At 66.1% G+C, this 2,859-nt stretch carries 2 protein-coding genes and 1 pseudogene; all 3 read right to left on the bottom strand.

Annotated features, from left to right (window positions below):
- Nucleotides 1-183: 183 nt before the first annotated feature.
- Nucleotides 184-1,533, bottom strand: coding sequence for a glucarate dehydratase (gene gudD / locus HNP48_RS35120; RefSeq protein ID WP_184866321.1), 1,350 nt, complete (start codon nucleotides 1,531-1,533; stop codon nucleotides 184-186).
- A gap of 50 nt (nucleotides 1,534-1,583) precedes the next feature.
- Nucleotides 1,584-2,564, bottom strand: a complete 981-nt coding sequence (locus HNP48_RS35115) for a tripartite tricarboxylate transporter substrate binding protein (RefSeq protein WP_184866318.1) — start codon at nucleotides 2,562-2,564, stop codon at nucleotides 1,584-1,586.
- Between the two features lie 85 nt (nucleotides 2,565-2,649).
- Nucleotides 2,650-2,859, bottom strand: a pseudogene (locus HNP48_RS35110) (5-dehydro-4-deoxyglucarate dehydratase); the annotation flags it as partial.

The raw sequence follows: 2,859 nt of genomic DNA, 5'->3' as shown, positions 1-2,859 counted from the left end.
CGGGCAGCGGGGTCGTCTTTTCTTGGCCTACCTTCTTTTGACGAAGCAAAAGAAGGTAGGTGCGCCGCCGGGCGCACATCCCGGCTCCCGCCCTTACTCAAGGCATGCAGCAACAAAAAAGCCCATCTTACACACCAGCATGCCCAACCAGGCCAGGCGGACAAACCGCCTAACCAGCCATCATCACCGCACCATACAAGGCGACTTGTTATTGAACTTCCACCCCGGAATCAGGTACTGCATGGCCACCGCATCGTCCCGCGCCCCCAGGCCATGCTTCAGGTACAGCTGGTGGGCACGCTCCACCGCGTCCATGTCCAGCTCCACGCCCAGGCCGGGCTTTTGGGGCAGGTCGATAAAACCGTTCTTGATCTGCAAGGGCTCCTTGGTCAGGCACTCGCCGTCCTGCCAGATCCAGTGCGTGTCGATCGCCGTGACGCGGCCCGGGGCGGCAGCGCCCACGTGGGTGAACATGGCCAGCGACACGTCGAAGTGGTTGTTGGAGTGCGAGCCCCAGGTCAGGCCGAAGGCCTGGCACATCTGGGCCACGCGCACCGATCCGGCCATGGTCCAGAAGTGCGGGTCGGCCAGGGGAATGTCCACCGACTGCAGGGCCAGGCTGTGGGCCATTTCGCGCCAATCGGTGGCGACCATGTTGGTGGCGGTGGGCAGGCCGGTGGCGCGGCGGAACTCGGCCATCACCTCGCGGCCCGAGAAAACGCCTTCGGCGCCGCAGGGGTCTTCGGCGTACGCCATCACGCCGTGCAGGTCGCGCGTGATGCGGATCGCATCCTTGAGCAGCCAGCCACCATTGGGGTCCAGCGTCACACGCGCTTCGGGAAAGCGCTCGTGCAGCGCGCGGATCGCCTCGACCTCTTCCTCGCCGCGCAGCACGCCGCCCTTGAGCTTGAAGTCGGCAAAGCCGTAGCGCTCGTACGCGGCCTCGGCCAGGCGCACGATGCCCTCGGCCGTCATGGCTTTTTCGTTGCGCAGGCGGAACCAGGCGTTGTCGGCGCCGGGCTCGGTGCGGTAGGCCAGGTCGGTCTTTTCGCGGTCGCCCACATAGAACAGGTAACCCAGCATCTGCACCGACTCGCGCTGCACGCCCTCGCCCAGCAGCGCGGCCACGGGTACCCCCAGGTGCTGGCCCAGCAGGTCCAGGAAGGCCGACTCCACCGCCGTCACGGCATGGATGGTGATGCGCAGATCAAACGTCTGCAGGCCACGCCCGCCCGCATCGCGGTCGGCGAACTGGGCGCGCATGGCGTTGAGCACGGCGTTGTGGCGGCCGATGGGCTGGCCCACGATGAGGGCACGCGCGTCTTCGATGGTCTGGCGGATCTTCTCGCCACCGGGCACCTCGCCCACCCCGGTGTGGCCCGCGCTGTCGCGCAGGATCACCAGGTTGCGCGTGAAGAAGGGGCCGTGCGCGCCGCTCAGGTTCATGAGCATGCTGTCATGGCCCGCCACGGGCACCACGCGCAGTTCGGTGATGACGGGGGTGCTGTTGGTAGAAGGGGTAGAGGTGGTCATGGTGGGCAAAAGCAAGGAAGAGGCGCGCGCGAAGCCGCCTCAAGGGAGGGTCAGTCGGCAGTGATCTTGCGGATTTCGATGACCGTCTTCCAACGCGCAAATTCGCGCGCCTGGTAAGCGGTGAAGGCCTCGGGCGTGCTGGCCACGATCTCCAGGCCCTGGTCCAGCATGCGCTTCTTCACGGCGGGGTCGTTGATGGCGGCGATGGCGGCGTCCGAGAGCTTCTTCTTGAGCGCAGGTGGCAGGCCTTTGGGCGCGGCCATGCCCTGCCACGAATAGACCTCGGCACCGGCCACGCCGGATTCGGCCAGGGTGGGCACATCGGGCAGCACGGGGCTGCGCTTGTCGCCGGTGACGGCAATCGCATGCAGCTTGCCGGCGCGGATGTGCTGCAGCACGGCATTCACGTTCTGGAACGAGAACTCCACCTGGCCACCCAGCAGGTCGTTGATGGCCGGGGCGCCGCCCTTGTAGGGGATGTGCAGGCCTTCGGTACCGCTTTGCTGCCAGAACACTTCTGCCGAAAGGTGGTCCGACGAACCGTTGCCCGAACTGGCAAAGCTCACCTTGCCCGGGTTGGCCTTGAGCTGGGCGATCACGTCCTTCACGGTACGGGCCTTCTGGCCGGGGGCGGCCACCAGCACATTGGGCGCCTGCACGGGCACAGTGATGTAGTCAAAATCCTTGAGCGCGTCATACGGCACGCTCTTGAGCAGGTGCGGTGCCACGACGAAGGCGCCCAGCGAGGACACCAGCAGCGTGTAGCCGTCGGCCGGCGCACGCTTGACCATGCCGGCCCCCAGCGTGCCCGTGGCACCGGGGCGGTTGTCCACCACGAAGTTCTGGCCCAGCTTCTCGCCCATGTGCACGGCCATGGCACGGGCCACCATGTCGGTGGAGCCGCCCGCCGGGAAGGGCACGACGATGGTCACGGGCTTTTCAGGCCAGGCGGCGGGGGTGGCGGTCTGGGCCGATGCGGCGAAGGCCAGGCTGCAGGCGCTTGCGACGAGCAGCAGTTTCTTGAGGAACATGGTGGATGTCTCCGAAAGGTGATGGTGTGATCGATGGCCCTCTGGCGGGGCCTCGTTGCAAAAAGCGTGGGGCGACGTAAAGGGCTTACTGGGGCCCAAGCTTGTCGATCAGGGCCTTGAGCTTTTCGAGCTCATCAGGCTTCAGATCCGTCAGCGGCGCACGCACCGGGCCCGCATCGTGGCCCACCAGCTTGGCGCCGGCCTTGATGATGCTCACGCCATAGCCTTCCACCTTGTTGCGGATGTCCAGGTAGGGCATGAAGAATTCCTTGAGCAGGCGGTGCTGCGTGGCCAT

The organism is Acidovorax soli (assembly GCF_014207955.1).
Taxonomy (GTDB): Bacteria; Pseudomonadota; Gammaproteobacteria; order Burkholderiales; family Burkholderiaceae_C; genus Acidovorax; species Acidovorax soli_A.
This window is presented reverse-complemented; position numbering and strand designations above follow the sequence as displayed.